Source organism: Flavobacterium sp. RSB2_4_14, from assembly GCF_051547085.1.
GTDB lineage: Bacteria > Bacteroidota > Bacteroidia > Flavobacteriales > Flavobacteriaceae > Flavobacterium.
The window spans coordinates 81,437-107,935 of the sequence record NZ_JBPTTL010000001.1; the positions used below are offsets into that span (position 1 = coordinate 81,437).

The 26,499-nt window shown below is 32.5% G+C and carries 20 protein-coding genes and 1 tRNA gene; 13 read left to right on the forward strand and 8 right to left on the reverse strand.

From position 1 onward, the window contains the following. The first annotated feature begins 32 nt into the window (after positions 1-32). From fbaA to ACSVH2_RS00395, 3 genes are all read left to right on the forward strand, one after another. On the forward strand, positions 33-1,100 hold the full coding sequence (fbaA, locus tag ACSVH2_RS00385; RefSeq protein WP_438091179.1) for a class II fructose-bisphosphate aldolase: 1,068 nt from the start codon (positions 33-35) through the stop codon (positions 1,098-1,100). A 77-nt stretch (positions 1,101-1,177) separates the two neighbouring features. Next, the gene (gene accD / locus ACSVH2_RS00390; protein WP_438091180.1) at positions 1,178-2,032 is read left to right on the forward strand and encodes an acetyl-CoA carboxylase, carboxyltransferase subunit beta; all 855 of its coding nucleotides are present in this window, start codon (positions 1,178-1,180) and stop codon (positions 2,030-2,032) included. Between the two features lie 70 nt (positions 2,033-2,102). After that, positions 2,103-2,699 carry a hypothetical protein gene (locus ACSVH2_RS00395; RefSeq protein WP_438091181.1) on the forward strand — a complete coding sequence of 199 codons (597 nt, stop codon included), beginning with the start codon at positions 2,103-2,105 and terminating at the stop codon, positions 2,697-2,699. A gap of 8 nt (positions 2,700-2,707) precedes the next feature. Here ACSVH2_RS00395 and ACSVH2_RS00400 read toward each other — a convergent pair whose 3' ends face one another. Next, positions 2,708-3,964, reverse strand: coding sequence for an ABC transporter permease (locus ACSVH2_RS00400; RefSeq protein ID WP_438091182.1), 1,257 nt, complete (start codon positions 3,962-3,964; stop codon positions 2,708-2,710). 195 nt (positions 3,965-4,159) lie between these two features. Between ACSVH2_RS00400 and purH the strand changes: the two genes are divergently transcribed. From purH to rodA, 6 genes are all read left to right on the forward strand, one after another. Next, positions 4,160-5,686, forward strand: a complete 1,527-nt coding sequence (gene purH, locus ACSVH2_RS00405; RefSeq protein WP_438091183.1) for a bifunctional phosphoribosylaminoimidazolecarboxamide formyltransferase/IMP cyclohydrolase — start codon at positions 4,160-4,162, stop codon at positions 5,684-5,686. Between the two features lie 55 nt (positions 5,687-5,741). After that, a complete protein-coding gene (locus tag ACSVH2_RS00410) occupies positions 5,742-6,770 on the forward strand; it encodes a rod shape-determining protein (protein WP_438091184.1) in 1,029 nt (342 codons plus the stop codon). Between the two features lie 91 nt (positions 6,771-6,861). After that, a complete protein-coding gene (mreC, locus tag ACSVH2_RS00415) occupies positions 6,862-7,689 on the forward strand; it encodes a rod shape-determining protein MreC (protein ID WP_438091185.1) in 828 nt (275 codons plus the stop codon). Beyond that, positions 7,682-8,188, forward strand: a complete 507-nt coding sequence (locus ACSVH2_RS00420; protein WP_438091186.1) for a rod shape-determining protein MreD — start codon at positions 7,682-7,684, stop codon at positions 8,186-8,188. Before mreC ends, ACSVH2_RS00420 begins: the two co-directional genes overlap by 8 nt. Continuing rightward, complete coding sequence (mrdA, locus tag ACSVH2_RS00425) at positions 8,185-10,125, forward strand: penicillin-binding protein 2 (RefSeq protein WP_438091187.1); 1,941 nt, start codon at positions 8,185-8,187, stop codon at positions 10,123-10,125. Before ACSVH2_RS00420 ends, mrdA begins: the two co-directional genes overlap by 4 nt. A 12-nt stretch (positions 10,126-10,137) precedes the next feature. Beyond that, a complete protein-coding gene (gene rodA, locus ACSVH2_RS00430; protein WP_438091188.1) occupies positions 10,138-11,397 on the forward strand; it encodes a rod shape-determining protein RodA in 1,260 nt (419 codons plus the stop codon). Positions 11,398-11,487: 90 nt separating this feature from the next. Here rodA and ACSVH2_RS00435 read toward each other — a convergent pair whose 3' ends face one another. Further along, a complete protein-coding gene (locus ACSVH2_RS00435; RefSeq protein ID WP_438091189.1) occupies positions 11,488-13,665 on the reverse strand; it encodes a carboxy terminal-processing peptidase in 2,178 nt (725 codons plus the stop codon). A 212-nt stretch (positions 13,666-13,877) separates the two neighbouring features. Between ACSVH2_RS00435 and surE the strand changes: the two genes are divergently transcribed. From surE to ACSVH2_RS00455, 4 genes are read left to right on the forward strand one after another with little or no spacing between them, the layout of a single operon-like run. Then, a complete protein-coding gene (surE, locus tag ACSVH2_RS00440) occupies positions 13,878-14,648 on the forward strand; it encodes a 5'/3'-nucleotidase SurE (protein WP_438091190.1) in 771 nt (256 codons plus the stop codon). A gap of 52 nt (positions 14,649-14,700) precedes the next feature. Beyond that, positions 14,701-15,813 (forward strand): lipid-A-disaccharide synthase, encoded by a 1,113-nt coding sequence (gene lpxB / locus ACSVH2_RS00445; RefSeq protein ID WP_438091191.1) that lies wholly within the window; start codon positions 14,701-14,703, stop codon positions 15,811-15,813. Between the two features lie 48 nt (positions 15,814-15,861). After that, complete coding sequence (locus ACSVH2_RS00450; RefSeq protein ID WP_438091192.1) at positions 15,862-16,479, forward strand: C40 family peptidase; 618 nt, start codon at positions 15,862-15,864, stop codon at positions 16,477-16,479. A gap of 41 nt (positions 16,480-16,520) precedes the next feature. Next, positions 16,521-18,551 carry a ComEC/Rec2 family competence protein gene (locus ACSVH2_RS00455; RefSeq protein ID WP_438091193.1) on the forward strand — a complete coding sequence of 677 codons (2,031 nt, stop codon included), beginning with the start codon at positions 16,521-16,523 and terminating at the stop codon, positions 18,549-18,551. A 9-nt stretch (positions 18,552-18,560) separates the two neighbouring features. Here the strand turns inward: ACSVH2_RS00455 and ACSVH2_RS00460 are convergent, their stop codons facing one another. From ACSVH2_RS00460 to ACSVH2_RS00485, 6 genes are all read right to left on the reverse strand, one after another. Beyond that, the gene (locus ACSVH2_RS00460; protein WP_438091194.1) at positions 18,561-19,028 is read right to left on the reverse strand and encodes a thioredoxin family protein; all 468 of its coding nucleotides are present in this window, start codon (positions 19,026-19,028) and stop codon (positions 18,561-18,563) included. Between the two features lie 54 nt (positions 19,029-19,082). Continuing rightward, a complete protein-coding gene (locus ACSVH2_RS00465; RefSeq protein WP_438091195.1) occupies positions 19,083-20,594 on the reverse strand; it encodes a peptide MFS transporter in 1,512 nt (503 codons plus the stop codon). Positions 20,595-20,597: 3 nt separating this feature from the next. Further along, on the reverse strand, positions 20,598-22,256 hold the full coding sequence (locus ACSVH2_RS00470; RefSeq protein ID WP_438091196.1) for a peptide MFS transporter: 1,659 nt from the start codon (positions 22,254-22,256) through the stop codon (positions 20,598-20,600). Between the two features lie 74 nt (positions 22,257-22,330). After that, positions 22,331-23,854: a peptide MFS transporter gene (locus ACSVH2_RS00475; protein WP_438091197.1), complete on the reverse strand. Its 1,524-nt coding sequence runs from the start codon at positions 23,852-23,854 to the stop codon at positions 22,331-22,333. Between the two features lie 36 nt (positions 23,855-23,890). Next, positions 23,891-26,059, reverse strand: a complete 2,169-nt coding sequence (locus tag ACSVH2_RS00480) for a S9 family peptidase (RefSeq protein ID WP_438091198.1) — start codon at positions 26,057-26,059, stop codon at positions 23,891-23,893. Between the two features lie 272 nt (positions 26,060-26,331). Beyond that, positions 26,332-26,404, reverse strand: a tRNA-Phe gene (locus ACSVH2_RS00485). Positions 26,405-26,499: the final 95 nt, after the last annotated feature.

Below are 26,499 nucleotides of genomic sequence, written 5' to 3' on the forward strand. Positions count from 1 at the left end.
TCGGGACGGAATTAACTTTTAAAAAAAATACAATGGCTCATACTATTAAACCTGGAGTTGCTACTGGAGATGAAGTTCAAGCAATTTTTAATTATGCTAAAGAAAAAGGATTTGCACTTCCTGCAGTAAATGTGATAGGTTCAAGCACTATAAATGGTGTTCTTGAAACTGCGGCTAAACTAAATGCACCTGTAATTATCCAATTTTCAAATGGTGGCGCACAGTTTAACGCTGGAAAAGGATTATCAAACGAAAATGAAAAAGCAGCCATTGCTGGTGGAATAGCTGGAGCTTTACACATACACACTTTAGCAAAAGTTTATGGTGCAACCGTAATTCTTCATACAGATCATTGTGCCAAAAAATTATTGCCTTGGATTGATGGTTTGCTAGACGCTTCTGAGAAACATTTTGCTGAAACTGGCAAACCCTTGTTTTCTTCTCACATGATTGATTTATCAGAAGAACCAATTGAAGAAAATATTGAAATTTGTAAAACCTATTTGGCTCGAATGAGCAAAATGGGAATGACTCTAGAAATTGAATTGGGAATTACTGGTGGTGAAGAAGATGGCGTTGACAACTCTGATGTAGATAGCTCAAAATTGTACACTCAACCTTCTGAAGTATCTTATGCTTATGAAGAATTATTAAAAGTGAGTCCACGATTTACCATCGCAGCTTCTTTTGGAAATGTTCATGGTGTTTACAAACCAGGAAACGTCAAATTGACCCCAAAAATCTTGAGAAACTCTCAACATTACGTTCAAGATAAATTCAAAACAGCACCAAATCCGGTTGACTTTGTTTTTCACGGTGGTTCAGGTTCAACGTTGGAAGAAATCAGAGAAGCAATTTCGTATGGTGTAATTAAAATGAATATCGATACCGATTTACAATTTGCTTTCACTGAAGGAATTCGTGATTATATGACATCAAAAATCGATTATTTGAAAACTCAAATCGGAAGTCCTGATGGCGCTGACTCACCAAACAAGAAACATTATGACCCTAGAAAATGGGTTCGTGAAGGTGAATTGACATTCAACAAAAGATTAGAACAAGCATTTGCTGACTTGAATAACGTTAATACATTATAAGTTTGTAGTTTATAGTTTGTAGTTTATGGTTAAGCTACAAACTATAAACAATAAACCAAAAACAAATAAACTTAATTATGGCTTGGTTTAAAAGAACAGAAAAAGGAATTACAACGCCTACTGAAGAGAAAAAAGACGTTCCAAAAGGGCTTTGGTATAAATCGCCAACAGGAAAAATTATTGATCAAGACGAATTGGCGAGAAACCTTTGGGTAAGTCCAGAGGATGATTTTCATGTTAGAATTGGTAGCAAAGAATATTTTGAAATCTTATTTGATAATAATGAGTTCAAAGAATTGGATGCTAAAATGACTTCAAAAGATCCTTTGGGTTTTGTTGATACAAAAAAATATTCCGACCGATTAAAAGATGTTATGAGTAAAACAGGATTGAAAGATGCTGTTCGTACTGCTGTTGGAAAATCAAAAGGGAATGATTTGGTTGTTTGTTGTATGGACTTTGCTTTTATCGGTGGCTCAATGGGTGCTGTTGTGGGAGAAAAAATTGCTCGTGGTATTGATTATTCTATTAAAAATAAAGTGCCATTTGTAATGATTTCCAAATCGGGTGGTGCTCGTATGATGGAAGCAGCTTATTCGTTAATGCAATTAGCAAAAACCTCAGCAAAGTTAGCCCAATTAGCCGAAGCTAAAATCCCTTATATTTCATTATGTACTGACCCAACAACAGGAGGAACAACCGCTTCCTATGCTATGCTTGGTGATATTAATATTTCAGAACCTGGTGCGTTAATAGGTTTTGCCGGACCAAGAGTTGTTCGTGACACAACCGGAAAAGATTTACCAGAAGGTTTCCAAACGGCTGAGTTTGTTTTAGACCACGGTTTCCTTGATTTTATCACGCCAAGAAAAGAATTAAAAGACAAAATCAACTTATATCTCGATTTAATTTTAAATCAAGAAATTAGATAGTTTTAATTATAAGGGAGAATTACAAAAAACACAAAGTTTATGCTTTGTGTTTTTTTTATATCTTTAGATTATGAAAAAAATTGTTTGCTTATTGATTATTGTATTAGTTTTTAGTTGTCATAAAAAGAAAAATATTGAAAAAAATCTTCCACTAATACCTTACATTATTTCTGCAGAAGATAGAAAACTAAAAGAATATACAGACTCATTAAATCTTTATAGAGCTGAAACTATAGTTTTACCTCGAAAAGGTTTCTATGGAGAAAGTAATTTAATAATAGACAAAAAAGGAGAAATCTATTACTACCAAAAAAGATACATTCAAATAATTTGCAAATATGGAACTGAGAATGACACATTGCCTCAATTTTTAGATTTGCAGCCGAAAGATTTAATCAAAATTCCAATAGAAAGTCTAGAAAAAATTGTCTATGAAAATGTAATGAAAAAACCTAATAACAGAAGAATTCTCATTATTGCTTCTCAAAATGATACCATTAAAGATAAAGGTTTTTTAAAATTTTATTATAACTTAAAGGTTCCGACTTATTTTATAAGAAGAACAACACAAGAAGAAGACACCGTGTTACATTATAAGAAAACCGATAAATATTATTATTCAAATGAAATTAAATGGGATAAATCAAAAATCAAATTTCGAGATTAATCCATTATCTACATTCCACTCCTAATCGCTTCCACAGGATCTAGTTTTGAAGCAGAAATAGCAGGAAGAATTCCAGCAATAAGTCCAATTATAGCGGCCAAACTTGTTCCTAAAAGGATATTGGCAAAACTTAAAACAAATTCAAAATCAAGAAACTTGGTTAAAACCAAGGCAATTATCCACACTAAAAACAATCCAATAATTCCTCCTATAACACAAAGAATTATGGCTTCAAATAGAAATTGGAAAAGGATAAATTTATTTTTGGCACCCAATGATTTTTGAATCCCAATTAAGTTGGTGCGTTCTTTCACCGAAACAAACATAATATTTGCAATACCAAAACCACCAACCAAAAGCGAAAACAAACTAATAACCCAACCACCCATTTTCATATTACCAATAACGCCATCTATCAAATCGGTGAAACCAGACAAAACACTCACAAAAAAATTGTCGATTTCACCATCTTTTACTCCTCTAAAGTTGCGCAACTTTTGAGAAATCTCCTCTTTTAATGCATCAATATCTATTCCTTCATTGGGTTTTAAAATTACAACTGGCAAAAGAATTTTATTATTATCGCCATATATTCTTCTCAAAAAAAGAGAAGGAAAAAAAACAGAATTATCATCATTTTCACCCAATTGTATGACTGATTCGCCTTTCTTTTTAGTTACTCCAATAACCGTAAATCGTTGACCATACATTCTGACTTGTTTTCCGATAGGATTTACATCATCAAATAGTCCTTTGGCAATATCAAATCCTAAAACCACCACTTGTTTTCCAGAATTAGACTCGGAATCATTAAAAAATCGACCATCTAAAAACTCCATTCTTTTAATATCGTCAAATTCAGAAGTAACAGGTACCATACTTACAGAATTCACTGTACTCGATTCAAATTTTACATTTTGACTAGAAGTGAAATATCGAAAACAGGAATTTTCAATGTTGCTTAAACTATTTTTTAAATATTGGAATTCTTCATAACTCATTTTGGGAAACTGTTCTCTTTTCCATTTAGGTATTTCACTTGGCCCAAATGACATGCTAGTTACATAAATGGTGTTCTTATCAAGAGTGTTTAAATTTTTTTTGATTTGTAAATCCAAAGAATCAACTGCCGCTAATACTGCAATAATTGAAAAAATACCAATAGTAACGCCTAAAAGAGAAAGCATGGTTCGCAATTTATTGTTGCGCAACGCATTCATGGCAAAGCCAAAACTTTCTTTTAATAACCTGAAGTAAAATAACATTTGCTGTTTATTAAGATGTGTAAATTTGAAAAAAAATATCTGAATTTACTAATATTATAATCGATGCTTTATTGGTGTCTTGAAATTAAATTTTGTTACAAAAAAAATAAAAAATCAGATTGCTTCATTCTTGGTAATAAACTACTTTTGTACGCTTACATCTTGAGTTCAAGAAACACACACAACACACACTACATGAACACTACAAAAAAAATTAAATCGGCATTGATTTCTGTCTTTTCAAAAGATGGTTTGGAGCCAATTGTTCGAAAACTACACGAACAAAATGTGACTATTTATTCTACTGGAGGAACAGAAGAATTTATAAATAACCTAGGAATTCCGGTTGTACCGGTGGAAGAAGTTACTTCTTATCCATCTATTCTAGGCGGAAGAGTAAAAACATTACACCCAAAAATTTTTGGTGGTATTCTTAACCGTCAAGATAATGAAACCGATGTGCAACAAATGCAGGAATTTGAAATTCCGCAACTCGATTTAGTCATTGTTGATTTATATCCGTTTGAAAAAACAGTTGCTTCTGGTGCAAGTGAAGCTGATATTATTGAAAAAATTGATATTGGTGGCATTTCTTTAATTCGCGCAGCGGCAAAGAATTTTAAAGATACTGTAATCGTTGCCTCTGTTAATGAATACGCTATGTTATTGGATTTGATATCCACTCAAAACGGTGATACTACTTTAGAACAAAGAAAACTTTTGGCTACTAAAGCTTTTCATGTTTCATCTCATTATGATACCGCTATTTTTAATTATTTTAATACTGAAGAAACCTATTTCAAAGCGAGTATCGAAAACGGACAAGTATTACGTTATGGAGAAAACCCTCATCAAAAAGGATTTTTCTTTGGCGAATTTGATAAAATGTTTACCAAACTGCATGGCAAAGAATTGTCATACAATAATTTATTAGATGTTGATGCGGCTGTAAACTTGATTTTGGAATTCAAAGAAAACAAACCAACATTCGCCATCTTAAAACATAATAACGCTTGCGGATTAGCAACTAGAGATAATATGACGGCTGCATATTTGGCAGCTTTGGCTTGTGATCCAACTTCGGCTTTTGGAGGTGTTTTAATTGCTAATGGCAAAATAGATTTGGCTACAGCCAATGAAATTAACTCACTTTTTTGCGAAGTAGTCATTGCACCAAGTTATGATGATGAAGCGATTGCTGTTTTATCTGAAAAGAAAAATAGAATTATTTTGGTTCAACATGATGTGGAATTGCCAAATCGTCAAGTTAGAACTTGTTTAAACGGTCTTTTAGTACAAGATAAAAACAACATTACTGATGCCAAAGAGCATTTAAAAACTGTAACCAATACGGCACCAACCGCTCAAGAAATTGACGATTTATTATTTGCTTCAAAAATTTGTAAAAATACCAAATCAAACACGATTGTATTTGCAAAAAACAGTACATTAGTAGCATCTGGAACGGGTCAAACATCTCGAGTAGATGCCTTGAAACAAGCGATTGAAAAAGCAACTACTTTTGGATTTGATTTAAATGGCGCAGTAATGGCAAGTGATGCTTTTTTTCCTTTCCCAGACTGTGTCGAAATGGCGTATAATGCAGGAATTACAGCCGTTATTCAACCAGGAGGTTCGATAAAAGATGAATTGAGCATTAATTTTTGTAACGAAAATAAAGTTGCAATGGTATTTACAGGAACACGTCATTTCAAACATTAATTTGTTTAACTTTGTGCGTTAAAAATTTATAACTATTTAAACCCTTAAAAGACTTATGGGATTTTTTGATTTCATGACTGAGGATATCGCAATTGACCTTGGTACAGCAAACACTCTGATAATACACAACGATAAAGTTGTAATTGATAGCCCATCAATTGTTGCTAGAGACAGAATATCGGGAAAAATTATCGCTGTTGGAAAAGAAGCCAACATGATGCAAGGTAAAACACATGAAAACATAAAAACTATACGTCCATTGAAAGATGGGGTTATTGCTGATTTTGATGCGTCTGAAAAAATGATTAGCATGTTCATCAAAAGTATTCCAGCGTTAAAGAAAAAAATGTTTACACCTGCACTTAGAATGGTGGTTTGTATTCCGTCTGGAATTACAGAAGTGGAAATGCGTGCAGTAAAAGAAAGTTGTGAGCGTGTAAACGGAAAAGAAGTATACTTAATCCATGAACCAATGGCAGCAGCTATTGGTATTGGTATTGATATTATGCAACCAAAAGGAAACATGATTGTTGATATTGGTGGAGGAACAACTGAAATTGCGGTAATTGCGCTTGGCGGAATTGTTTGTGACAAATCAGTTAAAATTGCAGGTGACGTTTTCACAAATGATATTGTGTATTACATGAGAACCCAACACAATTTATTTGTAGGAGAAAGCACTGCAGAGAAAATCAAAATCACTATTGGTGCTGCTACTGATGATTTAGAAACACCACCAGATGAAATGTCTGTACAAGGTAGAGATTTATTGACTGGAAAACCAAAACAAGTAGAAGTATCTTATAGAGAAATAGCCAAAGCTTTAGACAAATCAATCCAACGTATTGAAGATGCTATCATGGAAACATTATCGCAAACACCACCTGAATTAGCCGCTGATATTTACAATACAGGTATTTATCTTGCTGGTGGAGGTTCGATGTTGAGAGGATTGGATAAACGTATTTCTCAAAAAACAGATTTACCAGTTTATATTGCCGAAGATCCATTAAGAGCGGTTGTTCGTGGCACTGGAATGGCACTTAAAAACATACCAAGATTTAGAAGCATATTATTAAAATAGAAATTCCAATAATAGAAATTCCAAATTCCAAATTTTTGACACATTTATGTTATTTGGAATTTGGATTTTAAGATTTTATACTTTTTAAACGATGCAGCAAATATTTAATTTTGTACTTAAAAACAGTAATCGTTTACTGTTTTTGCTGCTTTTGGTTATATCATTATCATTAACTATTCAATCACATTCCTATCATAAAAGCAAAATAATTAGTTCCGCTAATTTTTTTACTGGTGGCATTTATGAAAAAGTGAATAACATTGATGAGTATTTTAGTCTAAGAGCCCAAAACGATGAGTTGGCTCTTGAAAACGCCAGATTGAAATCACTTTTATTCAATCAAAAAGACACTACAAAATTACCCGAAATAGATTCTATAAAAGGAGTTAAAAAAACGGATATTATCGTTTCAAAAATTATTAGAAATTCCTATAGCGCTCACGAAAATTATCTCACTATAAATAGTGGTTCTGCTTCTGGAATAAAACCAAATATGGGTGTAATTAACAGTGCGGGAATTATAGGTATAGTTGACAATACTTCAAAAAACTATGCTACTATTATCAGTATCTTGAATGTCAAATCTCAAATCAATGCTAAGATTAAAAAATCAAATCATTTTGGTTCCTTGGTTTGGAATGCAAAAAGTACTGGTTTTGTTCAATTAATAGATGTGCCTAGACTCGCTGGTGTTCGCAAAGGAGATACTATAGTAACCGGTGGACAATCAATAATTTTTCCAGAAAACATAGGTATTGGTACTATTGACAAAGTTTATATTGATAACGTAACCAACTACTACACTTTGGATATAAAATTATTTAATGATATGACAAACTTAGGACATGTTTATATTATTAAAAATAAAGATGCCGAAGAAATATCCAATTTAGAAAATCAAAGCAAGAAAGATGAATAGTGCTTTATTAGAAAATATTGCCCGATTTATCTTGTTGCTAGCTGCACAGGTTTTGATATTCAACAGAATTGATCTTTTTGGATATATCAATCCATTTCCCTATATATTATTTATAATTCTTTATCCTGTTAACGGAAATAAATCAGGTTTATTGTTGGCTAGTTTTTTCCTAGGTATATTGATGGATATGTTTTGTAATTCTGGAGGTGTTCATGCTGCTGCTTGTATTGTACTAGCTTATTTTAGACCTTCAATTTTTAAATTTTCCTTCGGATTAAGCTATGAATATCAAACCGTTAAACTGAATGATGTTTTGACACCCGAAAGATTTTCATTTATTTTAATTGCAGTGGTCATTCACCATAGTGTATTATTTATACTAGAAGTTTTCAAAATTAGTTTCCTGTTAGATATTTTACTGCGTACCGTTTTAAGTACACTATTTACAATCATTACTTGTATTATCATAATCTATATTATAAAACCGGGTAAACGATGAGAAAAGTATTATTGCCAACAATAATTTTCATTGCCACTATTTTATTAGTAATTCGGCTTTTTTACTTGCAAGTTATTGATGATACGCTTTTAGCAAAGTCAGATAATAATGCCATTAAGATTAAATATGATTATCCCGAAAGAGGTTATATTTATGATAGAAATGGCAAACTTTTGGTTGCTAATCAACCTTCTTATGACATCATGGTTATTCCAAGAGATGTGAAAAATTTGGACACTACAGAATTCTGTTCCTTATTGAAGATTACCAAAGAAGAATTTCTCAAGAAAATTGCCAAAGCAAAAGTTTACAGTCCAAGACTTCCTTCGGTTTTTTTGGCACAACTTAATAAAAAAGAGTATGCGGCCTTTCAAGAAATTCAACGAAAGTTCAATGGTTTTTATATCCAAAAACGTTCCTTGAGAGACTATCAAGTTGCTGTTGGGGCTAATATATTTGGATTTATAACCCAAGTGAATGACAAGATTATTGAAAAAAATAAATATTACAATTCTGGAGATTTAATTGGAAGACAAGGTGTTGAGGAAAGTTACGAGGATATTTTACGTGGTGTAAAAGGCGTAAAATACATCCAAAAAGATAAATACAATCGAGAAATAGGTTCTTATAAAGAAGGTAAATTTGACACAATTGCCCTGCAAGGAAAAGACATTAATCTTACCATTGATGTTGATTTGCAAAAATATGGTGAAGAATTAATGGTAAACAAACGAGGTGGAATTGTTGCCATTGACCCTAAAACAGGAGAAATACTAGCATTGGTAACCGCACCATCTTATGATCCAGCAATATTAGTGGGAAGACAACGTTCTAAAAACTACACCATGTTGTACCATGACTCTATAGCAAAACCACTATACGACAGAGGACTTTTAGCTGAATATACACCAGGTTCGCCATTCAAAATACTAACAGGATTAGTTGGATTACAAGAACGTGTCATTGATGAAAATACCTCTTTTGTATGTCATCACGGGTTTAGTTATGCTCGTGGTAGGTTTATGAAATGCCACGACTCTGGAGTTTCGGTATTGCATAATGGTTTTTACAATTCTTGCAACACTTATTTTGCCAATGTTTACATGCGAACAATAAATAAGTATGTTAAACCATCTGATGGAGTTGATGTTTGGAGTAACCATTTAAAAAGCTTTGGCCTTGGTCAATTTATGGGTTATGATTTGCCAACAGGTAAAAAAGGAAATTTACCAACATCAAAAACGTATAAAAAAATGTATCCAGGTTGGGGTTGGGATAGTAAAACGATTGTTTCTAATGCTATTGGACAAGGAGAAGTTTTAATGACACCTATTCAGTTAGCTAACATGATTGCTATAGTTGCCAATCGTGGTTATTATTATACACCACATATCATCAAAAAAATTAAAGGCGGAGTAATTGACAAAAGATTTAGAACAAAACATGTAACAACTGTTGATAAAAAGTATTTTGAACCTGTTATTAGCGGTTTGTTTGATGTTTATAATTTAGGTACAGCGAGAGGACTAAATGTAGAGGGAATTGATATTTGTGGGAAAACAGGAACCGCAGAAAACTATGCGAAGATTAATGGAAAAAGAGTAAAACTTCAGGATCACTCCATTTTTGTTGCTTTTGCTCCAAAAGACAATCCAAAAATAGCTATAGCAGTATTTGTAGAAAATGGATATTGGGGAGCAAGATGGGCAGGACCAATTACAAGTTTGATGATTGAAAAATACATCAAAAAGAAAATCACTAGAAAAGATTTAGAAAAAAGAATGTTAGAAGGAAGTTTACAAGGAGAATACAATAAATATATAGCCAATCCTATTAAAGATACTTTAATCAATACTAAAGTTACGACAGTAGTAAATACTAAACTACCCATAAAAAAAGAAGAGGAAATTAAAATAACAAATCCAACTGGAAATTAATTTCTATCATTTATGAAAAATCAAAGTGTAACTAATAATCTTGACTGGATAAGCGTTGTAATCTTCATTGTCTTGGTAATAATGGGATGGCTGAATATTTATTCCTCCTCTTTATCAACAATAGATCAAGAAACTTCCATTTTTGATTTCTCACAAATCTACGGTAAACAGTTTCTTTTCATTATACTGACTATTCCATTAATTTTCGTAATTCTATCGGTAGACGGAAAATTTTACGAGAAGTTTTCAAGTGTTTTCTATGTCATAGGTCTATTCTCTTTGGCTGGTTTATTTGTTTTTGGTAAAACCGTTAAAGGACAGGCAAATTGGTATTCTTTTGGTTCGTTTGGGGTACAACCATCTGAATTTGTTAAAGCAGCAACAGCACTTGCCCTCGCAAAATATCTGAGTGATGTTCAAGTAAATCTTAAAGATTTCAATAGACAATTACAAGCATTAGGAATACTGGCATTGCCCATTTTACTTATCGTTCCTCATGATCCAGGAAGTGCTTTAATCTACAGCGTTTTTATCCTAGTATTGTACAGAGAAGGTTTGCCTTCATGGTATGTATGGACGGGATTTATAGCTCTAATTTTGTTCGTTTTAGCCTTAATTATCAAACCATTAGTACTAATAGGAATTGCTTTAGCTGTAATTATTTTTATTTACTACAGAAGCAGGTTAATCAATCGCAATTGGGTACTTAGTAGCATAATATTTGTTTTAATAAGCGGATTTGTATTTTCGGTTGATTATGTCTTTGAAAATGTATTTAAACAACACCATCGTGATCGTTTCAATATTCTTTTGGGGAAAGAAGTGGACATGAAAGGCATTGGTTATAATACAAATCAATCAGAAATTGCCATTGGTTCTGGCGGTTGGTTTGGAAAAGGGTATCTTGAAGGCACTCAAACTAAAGGCGGATTTGTTCCTGAACAACACACTGATTATATTTTTACCACTGTGGGAGAAGAATGGGGATTTTTAGGATCACTTTTTGTGATTGCCCTTTTTGTAATTTTAATAATTAGAATTATTTACCTCTCCGAAAGGCAAAAAACTAAGTTCAGCCGAGTCTACGGCTATTGTGTAGCCGGAATTTTATTTATTCATTTCTTTGTAAATATAGCTATGGTTGCTGGTATTTTTCCAACTATTGGTGTGCCACTACCTTTCTTTTCTTATGGTGGTTCTGGATTATGGGGATTTACTATTTTACTTTTTATCTTCCTCAAAATGGATGCTAATAAAGTAAATGAATGGTAAGTAAAAAAATATTTACTTCGAGACACATTATTCATTTCAAAAGTAAAAGCCACCAAATTGGTGGCTTTTACTTTTGAAATTATAGAATAATTATGATTTAACTAATTTATCCTTTTTTACTTTTGTAGATAATCCTTTTTTGTTTTCAGATTGAAGGTCATTTAAAATATGAATTGCTTCTTCTATGTAGATGTCTTTAGATAAACTTTCATGCCATCTATCTCTTTTCTCTTTAAGCACGGTATCGTTATTCATACTTTCAATTTCATATGGAAGCGATTTAAATTCAAAAGCATTTTTATAATCAACTATTGATTTGTATTTTTTGCTTTTTTCTTCTAATGCTTTTTGTTCCGCTTTGAACTTATCAATATTCAAACTATAAACGTTTTCTTTATTTCTTTCATCTAACCATTTTGCATTTTCATCAATCAACTTCATTTGGGCATTGTTTTTCATTCTCGATTTACTTTCTGATATAGCTAAATCAAAATTATTTTGTTTATCCCATGTTTTATAATCGGCTGGATCAATTTTATCCCATGGCATGGCATTATCAATATCACGCTCACCCATTTTTAAATAAGAATATTTGTCTGGGATAGCAATATCGCTTTTCACTCCTTCAAGTTGAGTTGAACCACCATTTATTCTATAAAATTTTTGAGTTGTGGTTTTTAATGCTCCCAAATCACCATAAGTACTGCCACGAACAAATTGGTTTAAATCAATCACATTTTGTACTGTTCCTTTTCCATAGGATTGTTTACTGCCGATAATAACCCCGCGTTTGTAATCCTGAATAGCTGCTGCTAAAATCTCTGAAGCAGAAGCAGAAAATTCATTTATCATGATAACCAATGGTCCATCCCACTGTACTTTTGAATCTCTATCATAAAGAACTTCTTTTTTTCCTGCTGCCGATTTAATTTGAACAATTGGACCTTGCTCAATAAATAAACCTGCAATATCAACTACGGTTTTCAAAGAACCTCCACCATTATCTCTCACATCCATTACAATTCCTTGAACGCCTTCTTTTTTTAATCGCTCTACTTCTATCGCAACATCTTTTCCTGCGTCTCGGCTATTTTGATCTTCAAAATCAATATAAAACTTAGGTAAATAAATCACACCATATTTAAATCCGTCTTTTTCAACAACACTTGATTTAACATAAGTTTCTTCAATTTCCACTTCATCTCTAATGATGGTAATCACTTTTATCGTGCCGTCTGTCTTCTTAACTGTTAACCGAACTTCTGTCCCTTTTGGTCCTTTAATTTTTTTAACAACATCATCCAAACGCATTCCAACTACGTCAACTGGTTCCGCGTCACCTTGTGCCACTTTTAAAACCATATCACCCGATTCTAGTTGTTTTCCTCTCCAAGCTGGACCACCAGAAATTAATTCTGATATTTCTGTAAAATCCCCTTTCTTTTGTAATCTTGCACCAATACCTTCCAATTTTCCACTCATACTAACATCAAATCGCTCTTTTTCACTTGGTGCCATGTAAGCAGTGTGAGGATCAAAACGAGAAGCAATAGCATTTACATATACTGAAAACCAATCTTCTCTATCTAAATCGGCGATGAAGTTAAAATTGTCATTCAATGAATTCAGCGTACTTTCTCTTGTTTCTTTTTCTAATTGCTCAAATGTTTTTGGCTCTGATTTTTTAACTGCATCTTTATTCTTAATCTTATCTTCTTCCAGTTTTTGCTTCTCAACTAATGAAGATAATGCCGATAATTTCAATTGCAAACGCCATCTTTCTTTTAATTCTTGTACATTCTTTGAATAAGGCATCGTTTCATAATCCGTATTGAAACTTTCGTCTTTTTTATAATCAAATGGATTAGCCAACGCATCTTTATAATAACTTTTGCTTTCATCCATTCGTTTCATCAAACGAGCGTATGTTAAATCAAAAAAAGTTAAGTCTTTTTCTCTAATAAAATCATCAATTCTTAATTCATATTGAGCAAACTCATCAATATCAGATTGCAAAAAGAAACGTTTAGACGGATCTAATGCATTCAAATAATCTTTGTAAACTCCTTTTGAAAAAGCATCGTCTATTGTTGCAGGATTATAATGTCCTTTTTCAATGACAAAAGTTAACAACTCTATTAATAGCTTGTCTTTTTCTGGATCAGACTCTTTTTCTTTAGGAATAAAACTCCATAATGCCACTGATAAAGCTACAATTACCAGAAGGACTTTATAATTTCTTTTCATAAACTGAATTATATTATTCATTAATTATTTGGTTCTAAAATAAACAAAAAAAAGTCAATAAACATTTACTGAAATAATTTTTGGAAAATTCATAAGGCAATTTATCATTTTAGCCTAAGGTTTCAAAGTTATAAAAAATGTAACTGCATAAAACCTTAAAAAAAGTTAATTTTGCAATCACTCTAGCTTGTACAAAAACTATGCTAAAAATTTAATAATTCTAAAACATACCAATGATTTCAAAACCTACCATTTTAGTAACCAATGATGACGGTATAAATGCTCCGGGAATAAGAGCTTTAATAGCGGTTATGGCAGAGATTGGGGATGTCATTGTTGTTGCGCCAGATAGTCCACAAAGCGCCATGGGACATGCCATCACAATCAATAGCACTTTGTACTTAAATAAAATTTCTGCTGAAAATGCAGCCATTACCGAATATGCTTGCTCAGGTACACCTGTGGATTGTGTAAAACTGGCAGTTAACGAAATTTTAAAAAAGAAACCCGATTTGTGTGTTTCAGGAGTAAATCATGGATCCAATTCTTCTATTAACGTAATTTATTCTGGAACGATGAGTGCTGCTGTAGAAGCTGGTATCGAAGGAATTCCTGCCATTGGTTTTTCTTTATTAGATTATACGTGGAATGCTGATTTTGAAACCATAAAACCATTTATTAAAAAAATAGCTTTGGAAGTTCTGGCAAAAAAATTATCAGAAGGAACTGTTTTAAATGTTAATTTTCCCAAACTTAAAAAAGAAGAAATAAAAGGAATAAAGATTTGTCGACAAGCAAAAGCCATTTGGATGGAAAAATTTGACAAAAGACAAACGCCTTATGGCAAAGATTATTATTGGTTGACTGGAGAATTTGTAAACCAAGATAAAGGTGAAGACACTGATGAATGGGCATTGGCAAACGGTTATATTTCAATAGTTCCTATTCAATTTGATTTAACGGCGCACCATGCTATTGCACAACTTAATACTTGGAATTTATGACACGAGTGATAGCGACTGTATTTTTTACCTATAAAAAATAAAAACTCAAAAAATGAAATATTATATAATTGCTGGAGAAGCTTCGGGGGATTTGCACGGTTCTAATTTGATGAAAGCACTTTATAAAGAAGATTCTTCTGCTGAAATTCATTTTTGGGGTGGTGATTTGATGCAAAATGTCGGTGGAACTTTAGTAAAACACTATCGTGAATTAGCTTTCATGGGATTTGCCGAAGTGGTACTTAACTTAAAAACAATTTTAAACAACATTAAATTTTGTAAAGAAGATATTCTCAAATTCAGTCCTGATGTCATTATTTTTATTGATTATCCTGGTTTTAACATGCGTATTGCCAAATGGGCAAAACTTAGAGGAATAAAAACACATTACTATATTGCTCCGCAAATTTGGGCTTGGAAAGAAAATCGAATCAAAGAAATAAAAAGAGATTTTGACAAACTGTTTGTTATTCTTCCATTCGAAAAAGATTTCTTCGAAGTGAAACATCAATTTCCAGTAGATTTTGTGGGTCATCCTTTGATTGATGCTATTCATAATCGTGAAAAGACAGATGAAATTTCCTTTAGAGAAAACAATAATCTCGACGAGAAACCCATCATCGCCATTCTTCCTGGAAGCAGAAAACAAGAAATAGCAAAAATGTTGCATGTGATGTTGAGTATTGTTGATGATTTTAGTGATTACCAATTTGTAATTGCTGGCGCACCGAGTCAGGAATTTCATTTTTATGAACAATTCTTAAAAAACAAAAATGTAAAATTTATTTCCAATAAAACGTATGATTTATTAAGTGTTGCAACCGCAGCATTAGTCACATCTGGAACGGCAACATTGGAAACGGCTTTATTCAAAGTCCCAGAAGTGGTTTGTTATAAAGGAAGTTGGGCTTCCTATCAAATTGCCAAACGCATAATAACATTAAAATATATTTCACTGGTTAATCTTATTATGGACGAAGAGGTTGTTACGGAACTTATTCAAGATAAATTTACTTCTAAAAATCTAAAAAAAGCACTTTCTACACTTCTGGATGAGAATTATCGAAAATCATTATTGGCAAAATATGATACTTTAGAAGCCAAGCTCGGCGGTATTGGCGCGAGTGAAAAAACTGCTAAATTAATCCTAAAAGATTTGAAGTAGTTGGTTTTAGATTTTAAAACTGTATATTTGTATTTCTAAAATAAATGAATGAAAAACATATTTAAAATAGCACTTTTCTTGATAGTTTGCTCCGCTAGTACTTATGCTGCAAATGACTCGGATAAATCTATTTTAAATAAAAAAAATGATTTTCATTATTTTGTTGAAAATGACACGGTAAAAAATCCGACTACTGAGCCAAAGAAAACTGATCCTCGAAAAAAAATCAATCTTAACGATAAAAATGCAGAAGACATTTTTATTGACACTGATTACGAAAACTATGTTGCTAACCAACTTATCAATGTTGCTTCAGACAATTTAGGTGTTGTATACAGAGCAGGCGGAACTTCAAAAAACGGATTTGATTGTTCCGGATTGATTTATTCTACATTCAATAAATTCAACTTAACACTTCCACGTTCTTCTCACGAAATGGCTGGTTTTGGTTCGAAAATCGAACCTCAAAATGCCAAAAAAGGAGACTTGATTTTCTTTATCAATAGAGGACAAAAAAGAATAAACCATGTTGGTATGGTGGTTGATGTTTGTGGCGATGATATAAAGTTTATTCATTCTTCAACTCAAAGTGGTGTTGTTGTTTCATCCATAAAAGAACCTTATTATCAAAGGACATTTGCACAAATTAATAGAGTTCTTGAATAATTTTCTTGCATAATTAAAATATTTTTATGTAATTTGATTACATGAAAATCCTACAATTTCCTTTAGCAAAAATTTCTATTGCTTTTATTCTTGGAATAGTAAGTTTCCAGTTTTTTAAACCTCATCCTAATTGGGTTTTTGGAGGACTTTTATTTTGTTTACTCTTATTACTTCTCTCGCATTTCATCAGTAAAACAAAAGATAGTTTTAAAATTATTTTTGGAGTTACAGCATTACTATCATCATTTTTACTTGGAGTTTCTACCTCTGTTATTCATAAAGAAAACTATAACCCACTTCATTATACCAATCAAATTGAGGATTATGAAACTCCCCATTTTATACAATTGGTTATCAATGAAAAATTAAAAAACACCCAAAAGAATTCACGTTATATAGCCACCATAAAAAGCATTGATAAACATCAAAGTCTAGGTAAAATAATGCTGAATATCAAAAAACCAAATCAAATAGACAGCTTAAAAATTGGAGCAGAATTAAATGTTGTTGGGATATTATATAAAAACAGAGGTTCTTTTAATCCTAATCAGTTTGATTATGGAAAATATTTAGAGAAGCAGAATATTTATGCTCAAGTGTACGCTTACGAAAACCAAATAAAATTGATAGGAAATGAAGAAACTATTTGGTCACGGTTTTCAAATTTCAGAACAAAAATTATCCGCAACCTTGAACTTTCTGATTTCAAAACTGAGGAACTAAATATCTTAATTGCATTGCTACTCGGACAACAACAGGATATTTCCCCCGAAATACTAAAAGATTATCAATATGCTGGTGCAGTTCACATTTTATCCGTTTCTGGATTGCACGTTGGATTTATATTGATGTTTATTACCTTTCTGTTAAAACCATTATCCAATTCCAAAAGAAATTCATTGCTGAAACTAATAATTATTGTTGTTTCACTTTGGACCTATGGAATATTAGCTGGACTTTCGCCTTCGGTTGTTCGCTCTGTGACCATGTTTTCATTTGTGGCTGTTGGAACTCATCTTCGCAGAACGGTCAATATATTTCACACATTACTAGTTTCCATGCTTTTAATTTTACTTTGGAAACCTTCTTTTCTATTTGATATCGGATTTCAATTGAGTTACTTGGCCTTGTTTTTTATACTTTGGTTACAGCCAATGTTATCTGAAATTTGGGAACCAAAAAATAAAATCACACATTATTTTTGGGAAATTATAACCGTTTCATTCTCCGCTCAAATTGGCGCTATGCCTTTGAGTATTTATTATTTCCATCAATTTCCGGGTTTGTTCTTTGTGACGAATCTTATTGTACTACCACTTTTGGGTATAATTATGGTTATAGGATTGATAGCAATTGTAATTGCCAGTTTTGGCAAAGTTCCTCTTATTGTGGCACAACCTTTGGAATATCTAATAGAAATTATGAATTTCATAATTCATTGGGTGGCAACTTTTGACAATTTTATCATCAAAAATATTTCCTTCAATAAAGAAATGCTATTCGTTTCCTATTTGGCAATTATTTTCAGTATTCTTTGGTTTAAAAAGAGGGATTTCAAAACATTACTATTGACATTAATCAGCATTGTGATGCTACAATTTGTTTTTATCTACACCAAATTTAAAACAGAAAACACTGATGAGTTCATTGTTTTCAATGCTAAAAAACACAGTATAATTACCGAGAGAAAAAAAGATCTAATCACTGTTTATAGCAACGATAGCATATTAGAAAATATTGACAACAACTTGGCAATTCAATCCTACCTGATTGGTAATTTTTGCAAAATTGAAGAAAAAAAGAATATTGGAAACCTTTTCTATTTTAAAAACAAAAAGATTTTGATAATTGACAGTTCCAGTGTTTATCTAGAAAAAACTAAGCCCGATATTTTAATCGTTATTAATTCCCCTAAAATAAACCTGCTGCGCATTTTTAAAAAGTGGAAACCAGAACAAGTTGTTATTGATGGTTCAAATTACAAAAGTTATGTTAGACTATGGGAAGCGACTTGTAGAAAAGAAAAAATCCCTTTTCACAATACAAATGAAAAGGGATTTTATAAACTGTAATTAAAATCGTTACGCCTTTTTGTTTTTTAATATTCCATCAGCTCCAGCTAACCAAACGCTTGGTCCACCAGCAACATATCCTGTACTTCCTAATTGTTCAAGATTTACTTTTCCATCTTTATTGGTTGCTTTTACAAACCATACTGTTGGATATCCTCTAACGCCAAGAGCTTGTTGCAATTCTGCATTTTGTTTTTGAATTTCAGGAGTTTGAGGCGTTTGTCTTGGAAAATCTAATTCAACTAGAATTACATTATCTTTTGCCCATTTTGCAAACTCAGGTGTTTTCAAAACCTCTTTTTGCAAACGAATACACCATCCACACCAGTCACTCCCAGTAAAAAATAATAGTAATGGTTTTTTCGATTTCTTAGACATTTCCGTTGCCTTTTTCATGTCTGTTTGCCAAGTTAATTCTTGTGCTTGTATCGTTAATGACCCTAAAACTAGGAATAACGTAAGTGCTAATTTTTTCATGGTTATTTATTTTTTTTTACAAATATATTCAAAAATGATACCAAACAATAGTTGTTACTTTACATCTTGCATTAATTTTTTCACCAAAGGTGAAATCAAAATCAAAAGTAAGCCAGCTATTAATGCATAAATAGCCAATTGTTCATATCCATCAGCATATACATTTAGTTTTTCTAGATTTGAAGAATTTTCGGAAGCTTCAGAAATATTGGCGCCTAACAACCCTGCAAAATATTGCCCATAGGCACTGGCTAAAAACCACATTCCCATTATTACCGCCTGTAATTTTTGTGGTGATAATTTTGTCATCGCACTCATGCCTATTGGTGACAAACACAATTCTCCAAAAGTAATAACAAACCAACCGAAAGTGAATAGATTTAATGATGTTTTTCCGTCAGCGCCAGCAAAGAATTTGGTGTAATAAAAAATCCAAAAACCACCAGCAAGAAATAAAAATCCTAAGCCAAACTTTACTACTGTATTAGGTTCAATTTTTTTCTTTGCCATCCAAATCCACAAAATTCCGAGCAACCCTGCAAATATGATAACGAATAAAGCTCCAGAAGAATTATTAACCCCATTCGGATCAAGTTCCATTCCTAATAATTTGTTATTTAAATTATTGGCTGCAAATAAACTTAACGAACCGCCACTTTGCTCATAAAATGCCCAAAAGAAAATGGAAAAAAGGATAAAAACTAAAGCTGCCAATAATTTTTTATTTTCAACAGCAGAGAAATTCCTCATCTCGTAAAACAAATAAAGAATGGATACTGGTCCAATAATCATCATGAAATAATCAGTATAAACCGTATTGGCAACCATCAAAATAATAACAGGAATTAATGCCAATGAACCAATATAAGTTACAACTTCATAAATATTTCTTTTGGATTTTTCAAAATGTGCAATAGGTGATAATCCAATTCCCCCTAGACTCTTTTGTGTTTGTGTAAAAGTCAATAAACTAACAACCATAACTATAGCAGCAAAACCGAAGGCATAATTCCATCTCATATTTTCAGGAACAAAACCTGCCCATAGTGTTCCATTGGCAACAGCAATACAAATATAACCTCCTATCAAAGCTCCAAGATTAACACCAGCATAAAACAAAGAAAACCCGGCATCTCTTCTTGGATCGTCATTTTTATATAATTGTCCAACCATTGAGGAAATATTGGGTTTAAAAAATCCCGTTCCTACAATAGAGAAACCAATGCCTGTAAAAAACAACTCTTTAGGACTAACCGCCAAAATTATACTTCCAATTATCATTAAAATGCCACCCCAAAAAAGCGACTTCCGTAAACCTAAAATTTTATCGGCAAACAATCCTCCAATAAATGTAAAAGCATATACCCAAGCTTGCGTTGCTCCATATTGCAAATTGGCAGTTGTTTCATCCATCTTAAGTTGGCTAACCATGAAAACGGCCAACATGCCACGCATACCATAGAAACTGAAACGTTCCCACATTTCGGAGAAGAATAAATACCACAGTTGTTTTGGATATTTACCTTTAAAATTTTGAATTTCTTCTATTGATTGATTGATTTCCATAATTTAATTTATTCCGTGGTCTTTCATTACTTTATTTAAATTTTTAACCAAAGCAAACATTAAAACTGTTGCAAATAACAACAACCCAAAGTTTACCCAAAAGAAATTGGCTTTATCTTCATAAGTATCCCACATACTAGCTAAAACGCCTGATAATTTATTTCCTATTGAAGTGGCTAAAAACCAACCACCCATCATTAAAGCGGTTATATTTTTAGGAGACAATTTGGAAACAATAGATAATCCCATTGGGCTTAAAAACAATTCTCCAATCGTTATCACACCATAATTTGCAACTAACCACCACACCGAAACTTTTTCCATTCCGTTGTTCCCAATGTGAACTGCAGCAACCATCACTAAAACCGATAATGCTGAAATTAACAATCCAAAAGCGATTTTTGTTGGAGTGGATGGTTCTTTTTTTCTACTTCGCAAAAAGGTGAAAAATGCCACAACCAATGGTGTTAAAATAATTACCCAACCTGGATTTATCGATTGACTTAAATTAGTTGCCCAAATACTTATTTTACTTCCTTCTTGAGGAATATTTTCTTTGTGCACGTTTCTGAAGTAAATAGGATAATCAACTACTTTTTTTACTTCTCCATTTTCTTTTTGAAGTCGGAAACTCGAATCATAAAGTTCAGTTGTGTCCTTTTTAAATTCTATTTCTTTGGAAAGTTTTAGTGTGCTGAAAACGGCTTTAGTATTCCCGGTAATTTCTCTATCCGTATATCTGTCTGCCCAAGTATTTAATGCTGAACCATTTAATTTAAAAACCGCCCAAAACAAAATTACTACAGCAAATATAGATAGCAAAGCACCTATTGGTCTTTTATCCTCAACTTTCGCTTTGAAATATAAACTTCCATAAAAATAAATTACTGGAATACAAGCAAAGATAAAAGCATCGGTACTATCAGAACCAAAAATAGCGCTATCTAAATTGGTATCCGATTGAACACCTTTTGTCAACCAACCAATGATACCAAAAACAACTGATGGCACTAAAATATACAATACAATTTTGTAAAAAGGCATATCGCCTTCTTGAAATCCTTTCTTTTCTGTTTTATTGCCGTAATGTTTTGTACCTAAAAGAAATACGATTACACCAATAAACATTCCAACTCCAGCCGCCATAAAAGCATATTGCCAACCTAAAAGTATTTGCAAAGCTGCTCCAAAAAAGTTACAAATGAAAGCACCAACATTAATTCCCATATAGAAAATGTTGTATCCTTCGTCTTTCTTTTCTTTGTATTGGTCTTCGTTGTAGAAATTCCCTAACAGTGTTGAGATATTGGGTTTGAAAAATCCATTACCCAAAATTACCAAAGTCATGGCTAAATAAAGCATTGGCAAACTATGAATTCCCATCATAAAATATCCTGCACCCATCATTATTCCTCCAATAACTATAGACTTTTTATAGCCCAAATACCTATCGGCAACTAAACCGCCAATGAATGGTGTTAAGAATACTAAGGCAATAAAAGTTCCGTATAAATCGGAAGCTTCTTTTTCGGTCATAGCGAAACCAGCTTCGACATCTTTAAGATAAAGTGTAAAAATTCCGATCATTAAATAGTAACCAAAACGTTCCCACATTTCGGATAAAAACAAATAAGGCAGTGCTTTAGGATGACTTTTCCACATAATTTATTTATTTAAAAAACAAACCCCCAATAAATCTTGGAGGTTTGAAAGATATAAAAATATTTTTAAACAGTTTATCTATTCTCAACTTCTAAATCAACACCTTCTACATGATCATTGTGCATACGTTTTTCTAACCAAGAACTCAACACAAATAATATAGCTGCAGCAGTACCAGACATGATGATAAATAACACGAAAAACTCATAAAGGTTTGTGATTTGAAATCCTAAGAAATGGGTTGGTCCACCAGTTCCATCTTCTCCTCCGGGAATTAAAGCACTTAGTGTTCCTGCAAACTTATTGGCTGCAGCATTGGCTAAGAACCAAGTTCCCATCATTAAAGAAGACAAACGTAAAGGCGCTAGTTTAGAAACCATAGATAATCCAATTGGGGATAAACATAATTCTCCGATAGTATGAATTACATATAAACCAATTAACCACCACATTGACACTTTTTCTCCTAAACCTAAACCTTTAACAGCAATGGCAATTACAACATATCCCATGGCTACTAATCCTAGACCTATTGCCATTTTTTTAGGCGATGATGGCTCTAATTTTCTAGCATACAAAAATCCCCAAACTATAGTCATAATTGGTGCAAGCGAAATAACCGCTAATGGATTAACTGATTGAAAATAGGATGCCGGCATTTCCCAACCAAAAAGTGTTCTTTCGGTTTGCCTATCAGCAAATAATGTTAAAGAAGCACCAGCTTGTTCAAATGCACCCCAAAAGAAAATTACGAAGAAAGCCAAAATGAATATTACGGTTATTCTTTGAGTTTCAATTTTAGATAGACTTTTATCACTAAAAATCAATATTGGCATTAATATCATAGCGCCGTAAATAAAATAACTAATAATATCTACATCACTTTTAAACATTTGCTTGAAGTTCAACATAAAAAAGATAATTGCAATAGAACCAACAATCATTCCGATACTTTTTACATCTAATTTTTTTACTGGTAAGCCAATATGCTTGCCTTCTTCAGAAATAAGGTATTTTTTCTGTCCTAAAACAAATGCGACTAAACCTAGTAACATTCCAACTCCAGCAGCTAAAAATCCCCACTTGAAATCCATAGAACCACAAACTAATGGCGAGAAAAATGCTCCAAGATTTATTCCCATATAGAAAATAGTAAAGGCACTATCAATTCTTCTGTCATTGGCTGGATATAATTGTCCAACCATGGTTGAAATATTGGGTTTAAAAAATCCATTTCCAATAATAATCGCTGTTAATCCCATCCACATTATTGAAATTCCACCATTTGCACCAGCCGAAGCACTCAAAAACATACAAAATTGTCCCAATGCCATTAATAGTCCACCAATAACAATACTTCTTCTGTTTCCTAAATATTTATCACACAAATAACCTCCTAAAAGTGGCGTTAAATAGACTAATCCAGTGTAACTTCCATAAATTTGTGATGCATCAGCATCTTTCATTAATAACACTTTTGTCATAAAAAGAATAAAGATGGCTCTCATTCCATAATAACTAAATCGCTCCCACATTTCTGTGAAGAAAAGGAAGTATAATCCCTTTGGATGTCCTGTTTTTACTGTTGTTTCACTCATATTGATTTGTTTTAGTTTTAGTTTTGGTTTTAGTTGTTATAATTTTTCTTTGATAAAAGTGGTCATCTTGTTGTACAATTGTATTCTGGTTTTTCCTCCATAAATTCCGTGGTTTTTATCTGGGTATATTGCCCAATCAAATTGTTTGTTGGCTTGTACCAAAGCTTCTATCATTTGCATACTGTTTTGAACATGCACATTATCATCAGCAGTTCCGTGAATTAAAAGAAAGTTTCCTTTCAATTTACTTACATGATTTATAGGTGAGTTATCATCATAACCATTCGGGTTTTCTTGTGGGGTTTGTAAATAGCGCTCCGTATAAATGCTATCATAAAAACGCCAGTTGGTAACTGGTGCAACGGCAATTGCCATTTTGAAAACATCAGCACCTTTAAACAAACAATTACTCGACATAAATCCGCCGTAAGACCAGCCAAATATACCTATTCTACTTTTATCCACATACCCATAGTTTCCGATGACTTTGGCGGCGTCAATTTGATCTTCCACTTCCAATTTTCCTAAGTCTTTTTGAGTACATTTTTTAAAAGCCGCACCTTTAAAACCTGTCCCTCTTCCATCTACACAGGCAACAATATAGCCTTGTTGTGCCAACATCATAAACCAATAGTCATTTGCTGTATTCCATTTGTTATCCACTTCTTGTGAACCTGGTCCAGAATATTGATACATGAAAACTGGGTATTTTTTGGTTGCATCAAAATCAGAAGGTTTTATCATCCAAGCATTCAACTTGTTTCCTTTTTCAGTAGTGAGTACGAAGAATTCTTTGGTAGGTAAATTGTATTTTTTTACTTTTTCAGCTAACGTTTTGTTATCAATAATGGATTGGATTTGTTTACCATCTTTAGAATTATTTAAAGAATAAATTGTTGGTTGACTTGAACTTGAATACGAATTGATAAAATAGTCAAAATTCGGACTGAAAGTAGCAGCATTCGTACCAACTTGTTGCGATAATTTTACTTTGTTTTTACCGTCTAATCCTATGCGATATACATCTCTAATTGTTGATCCATTCTCAACAGATTGGTAATAGATAGTTTTGTTTTTTTCATCAAAACCGTAATAGGCGGTGATTTCCCAATTGCCTTTAGTCACTTGAGTTTTTAACTTCCCAGTCTTGTCATACAAGTAAATGTGATTGAAACCATCTTTTTCTGATGTCCAAATAAAACTGTTGTCTTTTAAAAAAGTCAAATTATCGGTAACATCAACATAGGCATTATCTTTTTCGTTTAAAATTACTTTAGCATTGGCCGAAGTTCCATCTACAAAAAGCAAATCTAAATTATCTTGATGACGGTTTAATATTTGAGCCGAAAGTGTATTGGCATCATTTGTCCATTTGATTCGAGCGATGTAAAAATCATTGTATTTACTCAAATCAACCGTTTTTGAACTTCCTGAAGGAACATCATAAACTAGTAAAGAGACTTTAGAGTTTTTTTCGCCTGCTTTAGGATATTTAAATGTTTCAACCGATGGATACAGCTCTTTCTTAAAAATATTCATAGAAAACTCTGGAACTTCAGTTTCGTCAAAACGGATATACGCCATTTTTTTGCTGTCAGCACTCCAATCATAAGCTCTCACAAAAGCAAATTCTTCTTCATAAACCCAATCTGTTATACCGTTAATGATGCTATTTTTTTTGCCATCAGTTGTTACTGGAGTAGTTTTTTGAGTAGCAATATCATAGAAATAAAGATTGTTCTCTTTGGCAAAACCTATTTTTGTACCATCGGGAGAAAAAGTTGGTTCTTGTACTTGCTCTAAAATTTTGGTGAGTTTTTTTGTTTCTAACGAATACAAAAAATAATCGGCAGTGAAGGATCGACGGAAAATGGGATTAGTATTATTGGCGAGTAATACTTGCTTTTCATCATTGCTAAAAACAAAACTGTCAATGCCATCAGACAATTCAACAAAATTTTTGGTGTCAATTATTGTATTTACTTTTTTGAGTGTAGCAAAATCATACAAATCAATTTGCATGGATCTTGTGGCTCGGTCAAAATTTAAAACAGTGTATTGGTTGGTGTTTTTCATGGCGACAAGTTCATCCATGGCCTCAGGTCTGAAAGCTCCTGAGTATATTTCCTCAACTGTTAGTTTTTGTTGCGCTTCAATCACAAAGCATGATAAAAGGAAAAGAGCGATTATGAATTTTGATTTCATTAAAAATTGATTTTTAAAAACCGTCAATTTTAGTGAAAAATTTAGAAATAAACACGCTTTTTTGTGATAAATGCAGTTTCGAAAGTTTTTTGACTTTCAAAATTGCCGAAAACAAAAAACCATCAACTTTTCAGTGATGGGTTTCAGTGGTACCTCCAGTCCCGAAGCTTCTAAAGAACCAAGGACACATAGATTATGATTTCTTTTAAAAAAAAATAACAATGTTTTTTACCAAACAAAAAACCCATCAACTTTTCAGCGATGGGTTTCAGTGGTACCTCCAGGAATCGAACCAGGGACACATGGATTTTCAGTCCATTGCTCTACCAACTGAGCTAAGGTACCTTTTTAATGCGGGTGCAAATATAGAACGATTTTTAATTTATCCAAAACAATTAATAAAAAAAATCTATTCGTAACTTAGCGTCTTCAAAAACAAC

What these genes read in the sequence shown, in the direction of transcription:
- ACSVH2_RS00450 (WP_438091192.1), top strand. Translation starts at nt 15,862, where the DNA reads ATGAAAAACATATTTAAAATAGCACTTTTCTTGATAGTTTGCTCCGCT.
- ACSVH2_RS00420 (WP_438091186.1), top strand. Translation starts at nt 7,682, where the DNA reads ATGAATAGTGCTTTATTAGAAAATATTGCCCGATTTATCTTGTTGCTA.
- ACSVH2_RS00410 (WP_438091184.1), top strand. Translation starts at nt 5,742, where the DNA reads ATGGGATTTTTTGATTTCATGACTGAGGATATCGCAATTGACCTTGGT.
- accD (WP_438091180.1), top strand. Translation starts at nt 1,178, where the DNA reads ATGGCTTGGTTTAAAAGAACAGAAAAAGGAATTACAACGCCTACTGAA.
- ACSVH2_RS00465 (WP_438091195.1), bottom strand. Translation starts at nt 20,594, where the DNA reads ATGGAAATCAATCAATCAATAGAAGAAATTCAAAATTTTAAAGGTAAA.
- mreC (WP_438091185.1), top strand. Translation starts at nt 6,862, where the DNA reads ATGCAGCAAATATTTAATTTTGTACTTAAAAACAGTAATCGTTTACTG.
- ACSVH2_RS00455 (WP_438091193.1), top strand. Translation starts at nt 16,521, where the DNA reads ATGAAAATCCTACAATTTCCTTTAGCAAAAATTTCTATTGCTTTTATT.
- purH (WP_438091183.1), top strand. Translation starts at nt 4,160, where the DNA reads ATGAACACTACAAAAAAAATTAAATCGGCATTGATTTCTGTCTTTTCA.
- fbaA (WP_438091179.1), top strand. Translation starts at nt 33, where the DNA reads ATGGCTCATACTATTAAACCTGGAGTTGCTACTGGAGATGAAGTTCAA.
- ACSVH2_RS00400 (WP_438091182.1), bottom strand. Translation starts at nt 3,964, where the DNA reads ATGTTATTTTACTTCAGGTTATTAAAAGAAAGTTTTGGCTTTGCCATG.
- ACSVH2_RS00480 (WP_438091198.1), bottom strand. Translation starts at nt 26,059, where the DNA reads ATGAAATCAAAATTCATAATCGCTCTTTTCCTTTTATCATGCTTTGTG.
- mrdA (WP_438091187.1), top strand. Translation starts at nt 8,185, where the DNA reads ATGAGAAAAGTATTATTGCCAACAATAATTTTCATTGCCACTATTTTA.
- surE (WP_438091190.1), top strand. Translation starts at nt 13,878, where the DNA reads ATGATTTCAAAACCTACCATTTTAGTAACCAATGATGACGGTATAAAT.
- ACSVH2_RS00435 (WP_438091189.1), bottom strand. Translation starts at nt 13,665, where the DNA reads ATGAATAATATAATTCAGTTTATGAAAAGAAATTATAAAGTCCTTCTG.
- ACSVH2_RS00470 (WP_438091196.1), bottom strand. Translation starts at nt 22,256, where the DNA reads ATGTGGAAAAGTCATCCTAAAGCACTGCCTTATTTGTTTTTATCCGAA.
- lpxB (WP_438091191.1), top strand. Translation starts at nt 14,701, where the DNA reads ATGAAATATTATATAATTGCTGGAGAAGCTTCGGGGGATTTGCACGGT.
- rodA (WP_438091188.1), top strand. Translation starts at nt 10,138, where the DNA reads ATGAAAAATCAAAGTGTAACTAATAATCTTGACTGGATAAGCGTTGTA.
- ACSVH2_RS00395 (WP_438091181.1), top strand. Translation starts at nt 2,103, where the DNA reads ATGAAAAAAATTGTTTGCTTATTGATTATTGTATTAGTTTTTAGTTGT.
- ACSVH2_RS00460 (WP_438091194.1), bottom strand. Translation starts at nt 19,028, where the DNA reads ATGAAAAAATTAGCACTTACGTTATTCCTAGTTTTAGGGTCATTAACG.
- ACSVH2_RS00475 (WP_438091197.1), bottom strand. Translation starts at nt 23,854, where the DNA reads ATGAGTGAAACAACAGTAAAAACAGGACATCCAAAGGGATTATACTTC.